The organism is Streptomyces sp. NPDC058637 (assembly GCF_042717325.1).
Taxonomy (GTDB): Bacteria; Actinomycetota; Actinomycetes; order Streptomycetales; family Streptomycetaceae; genus Streptomyces.
The window spans coordinates 70,346-76,868 of the sequence record NZ_JBHXRD010000035.1; the positions used below are offsets into that span (position 1 = coordinate 70,346).

Annotated in this window: 4 protein-coding genes; all 4 read left to right on the forward strand. The window is 72.6% G+C overall.

The genetic code is table 11. The annotated features are described in order from the left end of the window. Window positions 1-303: 303 nt before the first annotated feature. The 4 genes from ACFWVP_RS28790 to ACFWVP_RS28805 all read left to right on the forward strand — a co-directional run bounded on the left by ACFWVP_RS28790 (window position 304) and on the right by ACFWVP_RS28805 (window position 5,921). Complete coding sequence (locus ACFWVP_RS28790; protein WP_384500890.1) at window positions 304-864, forward strand: beta-class carbonic anhydrase; 561 nt, start codon at window positions 304-306, stop codon at window positions 862-864. Between the two features lie 220 nt (window positions 865-1,084). Further along, the gene (locus ACFWVP_RS28795; RefSeq protein WP_384500891.1) at window positions 1,085-2,131 is read left to right on the forward strand and encodes an AAA family ATPase; all 1,047 of its coding nucleotides are present in this window, start codon (window positions 1,085-1,087) and stop codon (window positions 2,129-2,131) included. After that, window positions 2,131-3,504 (forward strand): DUF58 domain-containing protein, encoded by a 1,374-nt coding sequence (locus ACFWVP_RS28800; RefSeq protein ID WP_384500892.1) that lies wholly within the window; start codon window positions 2,131-2,133, stop codon window positions 3,502-3,504. The genes ACFWVP_RS28795 and ACFWVP_RS28800 overlap by 1 nt, the downstream gene beginning before the upstream one ends. After that, entirely contained in the window at window positions 3,501-5,921 is a 2,421-nt protein-coding gene (locus ACFWVP_RS28805) for a transglutaminaseTgpA domain-containing protein (RefSeq protein WP_384500893.1), read from the forward strand. The genes ACFWVP_RS28800 and ACFWVP_RS28805 overlap by 4 nt, the downstream gene beginning before the upstream one ends. Window positions 5,922-6,523 lie beyond the last annotated feature (602 nt).

The window sequence follows — 6,523 nt, forward strand, 5'->3', positions numbered from 1 at the left end:
ACGAGCGGGAGAGGGCCGGGCCGCATGTACGCCGCACATCACGGGGAATTCGAAAACATGCAAACTGTGCACAATGTGCAGGCGTGTCGGTAACTTCGCGTCACTTTAGTCCACCCTGCCATTCGATCGATTCCTGATCAACGAACCGGGCAGCGCGTCGCACCACTCGCACGGGCAGGGACCCTCACCCGGCCGGACGCAGGACCGTGAGGCTTGTGGAGTACCTCACAACAAGTCTTGTTGATGTTCTTTGTCCCCCTCCACAGGGCGCCAGGAGCCGCGGTGAGAGCTAACGTCTTAGCCATGTCGACTTCCGCGCAGTCCTCCGCCGAAACCACTCCCGTCGCAGGTGCGGCCCGATCCGGCGGGACGGTCACCGACCGGCTCGTCGAGGCGAACGCCGCCTACGCGGGCGAGTTCCGCGACCCCGGCATGGACGCGCGTCCGGTGCTCCGTGTCGCCGTGGTCGCCTGCATGGACGCCCGTCTCGACCTCCACGACGCGCTCGGCCTGGAGCTGGGCGACTGCCACACCATCCGCAACGCGGGCGGCGTGGTCACCGACGACGTCATCCGTTCGCTGACCATCAGCCAGCGGGCGCTCGGCACCCGCAGCGTCATTCTCATCCACCACACGAACTGCGGCCTCGAAAGCATCACCGAGGAGTTCCGGCAGGAGCTGGAGCACGAGGTCGGACAGCGTCCGGTCTGGGCGGTGGAGGCGTACAAGGACGCCGACCAGGACGTACGCCAGTCGATGCAGCGCGTGCGCACCTCGCCGTTCCTCCTGCACACGGATGACATCCGCGGCTTCGTCTTCGACGTGACGACCGGACGGCTGCGCGAGATCCTTCCCGTGTCCTGAAGTACCTTCCCGTAGCTCCGCCCTCTCGGCTTTCGATCGACATACGGCCCACACCCGGCATTTCGCTCTTGGTTGTCCACAGGCGAGTGACACGAAGCGGTAACGGCAACAAGAATGTGGGTGTGACGGTCTCCGGGTCCTCCGGAGAGCGTCCGTATTTCGGGGCGGACCGGGCATTTCTGTGCGTCGGCCCGTGCGCAAAAGGGCCGAGGAGGGCCGGGTGACGACCTATGACGATCGAGCGAGCCTCACAGATCTGACCACCACAGCGGAGCGGGTGCGCAGGTCGGTGGAGGGTGTGATCGAGGGCAAGCCTGAGGTCGTACGGCTTTCGCTGACCGTACTGCTCGCCGAGGGGCATCTGCTGATCGAGGATGTGCCCGGGGTAGGCAAGACGATGCTGGCCAAGGCGCTGGCGCGGTCCATCGACTGTTCGGTGCGGCGCATCCAGTTCACGCCCGACCTGCTGCCCTCGGACATCACCGGGGTTTCGATCTTCGATCAGCAGCGCCGGGACTTCGAGTTCAAGCCCGGGGCGATCTTCGCCCAGATCGTGATCGGCGACGAGATCAACCGCGCGTCGCCGAAGACCCAGTCGGCACTGCTGGAGTCGATGGAGGAGCGCCAGGTCACGATCGACGGCGAGACCTACCGACTGCCCAGTCCGTTCATGGTCGTCGCCACGCAGAACCCGGTGGAGATGGAGGGCACGTATCCGTTGCCCGAAGCTCAGCGGGACCGGTTCATGGCCCGTGTGTCGATCGGCTATCCCAGTGCGGAGGCCGAGCTCCAGATGCTCGACGTGCACGGCGGGGTCTCGCCGCTGGACGACCTGCAGCCGGTGGCGCACGCCCACGACATCGTGAAGCTGATCGACGCGGTGCGCATGGTCCATGTGGCCGAATCCGTACGGCGGTACGCGGTGGACCTGGTGGGGGCGACCCGTCATCACCCGGACCTCAGACTCGGTGCCTCGCCGCGTGCGACGCTGCATCTGCTGCGTGCGGCCAAGGCGTCGGCAGCCCTCGGCGGGCGTGACTACGCGCTGCCGGACGACGTCCAGGCACTCGCGGTGGCGGTGCTCGCGCACCGGCTGCTGCCCACGGCGCAGGCACAGCTCAACCGCCGTACCGCCGAGCAGGTCGTGCTGGAGATCCTGCAGCGCACGCCCGTGCCCACCACGGGCGACGGGGCCGCCCCCGCGCAGCCGCAGCACCAGGCCGGCCGCCCGGTCCACGGCCGGCAGCCCGGCGCACGGCGGCTGTGATGGCGGCCGGAGCGCCCGGCCCCGTGGACAACGGCGACGACAAGGGCGGCCTGCGGGCCGCGCTGAGCGGTCTGACGACACGGGGGCGGTCCTTCCTCGCCGCCGGCGTCGCCGCCGCGGTCTGCGCCTATGCGCTGGGCCAGGGCGACCTGCTGCGGGTCGGGCTGCTCCTGGCGGTGCTTCCCCTCGTCTGTGTGACGGTGCTCTACCGCACCCGCTACCGGGTCGCGGGCAGCCGGCGGCTGTCGCCGTCGCGGGTGCCCGCGGGGTCGGAGGCGCGGGTCCATCTGCGGATGGACAACGTGTCCCGGCTGCCCACGGGTCTGCTGATGCTGCAGGACCGGGTGCCGTACGTGCTGGGCCCGCGGCCCCGGTTCGTGCTGGACCGGGTGGAGGCGGGCGGCCGGCGTGAGGTGTCCTACCGGGTCCGGTCGGACCTGCGTGGGCGTTACCCGCTGGGGCCGTTGCAGCTGCGGCTGAGCGATCCGTTCGGGATGTGTGAGCTGACCCGTTCCTTCAGCGCTTACGACACCCTGGTCGTCATCCCCCGCACCGAGACGCTTCCGACGCTGCGGCTGGCGGGCGAGGCGTCCGGGTACGGCGACGGCAGGCAGCGTTCGCTCGCCCTGGCCGGCGAGGACGACATCATTCCGCGCGGCTACCGGCACGGGGACGACCTGCGCCGGGTGCACTGGCGTTCCACCGCGCGCCACGGCGAGCTGATGGTGCGCCGTGAGGAGCAGCCGCAGCGGGCCAGGTGCACGGTGCTGCTGGACACCCGGCGGGTGGCGTACCAGGGGGCCGGGCCGGATTCGGCGTTCGAGTGGGCGGTGTCGGGTGCGGCTTCCGCGCTGGTGCACATGCTGGAGCGGGGCTTCGCCGTACGGCTGCTGACGGACGACGGTGGTTCCGTGCCGGGCGAGAGCGCCGACGGCTTCGCCGGGTCGACGCAGGAGTCGGCGGAGGCTGCGGGCCTGATGATGGACACCCTGGCGGTCGTCGACCATTCCGACGGGGGTGGTCTCTCCCGCGCGTACGAGGTGCTGCGCGGGAACAGCGAGGGGCTGCTGGTCGCGTTCTTCGGTGATCTCGACGAGGAGCAGACGGCGGTGGCGGCCCGGATGCGGCAGCGCAGCGGCGCGGCGGTCGCGTTCGTGCTGGACGGTGCCGACTGGGCGCGCGGCGGGGACGGCGTTTCTCCGGCGCCGGCCGCCGACCGGTTGCGGCTGCTGCGCGAGGCCGGCTGGACGGCCATGGCGGTTCCGCCGGGGGCCGCCCTCTCCCAGCTGTGGCAGCAGGCGGGCCAGGAGCGCTCCGTGGGACAGCCCGGCACGGCCGGTGCGACGACAGGTTTCTCCGGGGGATGGTCATGAGCGGGCGTACTCGGCTGGCGCTGTGCGCCTTCGCGGCGACGATGATGGCGTCGGGGGCCCTGCTGCCCCTGGTCGAGCCGTCGAAGTGGATCCTGCGGGCGGCTTTCCTGCTGGCGATCCAGGGCGGGGTGGGGGCTCTCGCCCGCCGGGTTCCGCTGGCCCGGACCCTGACGGTCTCCCTCCAGCTGCTGGTCACCCTGCTGCTGCTGACCGTGTCGTTCGCCAGGGAACACGCGCTGTTCGGCGTGCTGCCCGGCCCGCAGGCGGTCCAGCGGCTCGCGGAGCTGCTCACCTCGGGTGCCGACGACGTCAGCAGGTACGACACTCCGGCGCCGGCGACGGACGGCATCCAGCTGATGCTGATCGGCGGGGTGCTGCTGATAGGACTCGCGGTGGACGTCCTCGCGGTGACGTTCCGTACGGCGGCGCCCGCGGGTCTGCCGCTGCTCGCGCTCTACTCGGTCGCGGCCGGGCTCTCCGACGGAGGGGCGGGCCGGCTCTGGTTCCTCCTCGCGGCGTGCGGCTATCTGCTCCTGCTGCTGGCCGAGGGCAGGGACCGGCTGTCGCGGTGGGGGCGGGTCTTCGGCGGTGTCTCGCGTTCCTCGGGTGGTCTGGCGTCCGGCTTCGAAGGACCGTCCGGGCACGCTCTCGCCCCGGTCCGTACCGGCCGGCGTATCGGTGCGGTGGCGCTGGGCATAGCGCTGGTGGTTCCCGCCGCGCTGCCGGCCCTGGACGGCGGGCTGCTGAGCGGCACGGGCGGCGGCGGCAGGGGTGGCGGCGGGGGCACGATCTCCGCGGTGAACCCGCTGGTGTCGCTCCAGAACAATCTGAACCAGCCGGAGAACCGGGAGGTGATGTCGTTCCGCACCAACGCCACGAACCCGCAGGACATGTATCTGCGGATCCTGGCCCTGGACCGGTTCGACGGGAGCGAGTGGCGGCCGTCGACCCGCCGGCTGAGGGATGTGCCGGACAGGCTTCCGCAGCCGGCCGGCCTGAGTACGGATGTCTCCGTCACCGAGATCAGGACGAACATCTCCGCGTCGCCCTCGTACCAGCAGACGTATCTGCCGCTCCCGTACCCGGCGAGCGAGGTGGACGTCGAGGGCCGCTGGCGGTTCGAGCCCGAGGGGCGCACGCTCGTCGGCGACGACGGCCAGACGACGCGTGGCGCCCGGTACGAGGTCAGCAGCCTGGTGGTGGAGCCGACCTCCGGGCAGCTCGCGAACGCGATGGCACCGCGCTCGGAACTGGCACGTGAGTACACACGGGTCCCGGATTCGCTGCCCGACGTGGTCCCGGAGACCGCCGAGAGCGTGACGGAGGGGGCCACCGACGACTACGAGCGAGCGGTCAGGCTGCAGGACTGGTTCGCCTCCGAGGGCGGTTTCCGTTACGACACGACGGTGACGTCGGGGACCGGCACCGCGGCGATCGAGCGCTTCCTCCGGGACAAGGAGGGCTTCTGCGTCCACTTCTCGTTCACGATGGCCGCGATGGCCAGGACGCTGGGCATACCGGCCCGGGTGGCTGTGGGCTTCACCCCGGGCACGGTCCAGGCGGACGGTTCGCTGTCGGTCGGGCTGCGGGATGCGCACGCCTGGCCCGAGCTGTACTTCGAGGGTGTGGGCTGGACCCGTTTCGAGCCGACCCCGTCCCGGGGCACGACCCCGTCGTACACGCGGCCGGAGGCTCCCTCGGAGGGGCCGAGCAGTCCGGCGCAGCCGTCGGAGGGCATCTCCGCGGCGCCCACGGCCGCGCCCTCCGTCTCGGAGTCCTGCCCGGAGCAGATGCGGCGCCAGGGTGAGTGCGGTGCGTCGGCGGCTCCCGTGCCGGTGGGCTCCGGCGGTCCGTGGACCACGGTGAGAACGGTGTTCCTGGTCGGGCTCGGTGCCCTGGCGGTGCTGTCGCTCCCGCTGCTGCCGATGTTCTGGCGGCTGCGGGCGGGTTCCCGGCGACTGGGCCACTCGGGGGGCCGGACGCCCGCCGATGCCACGGCCCGGGTCCTGGCGGCGTGGCGGGAGATCACCGATACGGCCTGGGACCACGGCATCGGGCCGGACGAGTCGCAGACCCCGCGGAAGGCGGCGGCGCGGGTCGTCCGGCTGGGGAAGCTCGACGGCGCGGCGGCGGCCGCGGCGCATCGGGTGGCGGGGGCGGTGGAGCAGGTGCTGTACGCGCCCGAGCCCCGCGCTGCCACGGGCCTGTCCGAGGATGTGCTGACCGTACGGGCGGGGCTGCGCGCCGCCACCGGTCGCACGGGACGGCTGCGGGCGACGATCGCGCCGCGTTCGGCCGTTCGGGTGGTCTGGGCGGTCTCGGAGCGCCGCGCGGCGCTCACCGCGCGGTGGGCCGGCCGTCCGATCCGCGACCGCCTGCCCGTCCGCCTGCGCCGCCCGTCCCGCCAGGAGGGCTGACACCACGCCCGCCCCGCCCCGTCCCGTCTCTGTCCCGCGCCTGCCGCGCGGGGCGGGGCGGCTTCGTCGGCCCGCCGTCAGGGACCGGTTTCGGGGCGGCCGGCGCCGTGGCACAGGGGCCCGGTCGGGCAGCCGCCCGTCGCGGCGCCGATTTCGGGCAGGCCGTCCGCGTGCGTGGGACCGTGCCCGGTGGCGGCCCGGTCGGCGGCCCGGTCGGCGGCCCGGTCGGTGGCCCGCACTTGGTGGCCCGCCCCGCGAGGGGCCGGTTCCGGGGCGGCCGGTTCGTCGCGGGGTGCCCCGGGACCGGTCCGGGGGCGGGACCACACACGGGCCGGGCCCGGTGGCCCGTTCGTCACGGCGCGCGCATCGGCGCCGGTACCGCGGCCGCTCCCCCCGGCACCGTAACCGTTCCCGGTGGTCAGGCTCTCGTGGTGGCCTGCTCCATCCGGGTGGGCCTGCCCCTGCCCCTCTTCGGGACGGGTTCCGGAGGGGTTCGGGGCGGACATGCGTGTGGGGGGGGGGGGACGGGCGGCCCCCCCCCCCCAACAGCTGCACCCAAGAAATCGCGAGGGCACGGACCCCCGGCCGGCACACGGCGGGGC

Excerpts from the sequence above, each read along its gene's own strand:
- ACFWVP_RS28790 (WP_384500890.1), top strand. The coding sequence starts at position 304 with ATGTCGACTTCCGCGCAGTCCTCCGCCGAAACCACTCCCGTCGCAGGT.
- ACFWVP_RS28800 (WP_384500892.1), top strand. The coding sequence starts at position 2,131 with ATGGCGGCCGGAGCGCCCGGCCCCGTGGACAACGGCGACGACAAGGGC.
- ACFWVP_RS28805 (WP_384500893.1), top strand. The coding sequence starts at position 3,501 with ATGAGCGGGCGTACTCGGCTGGCGCTGTGCGCCTTCGCGGCGACGATG.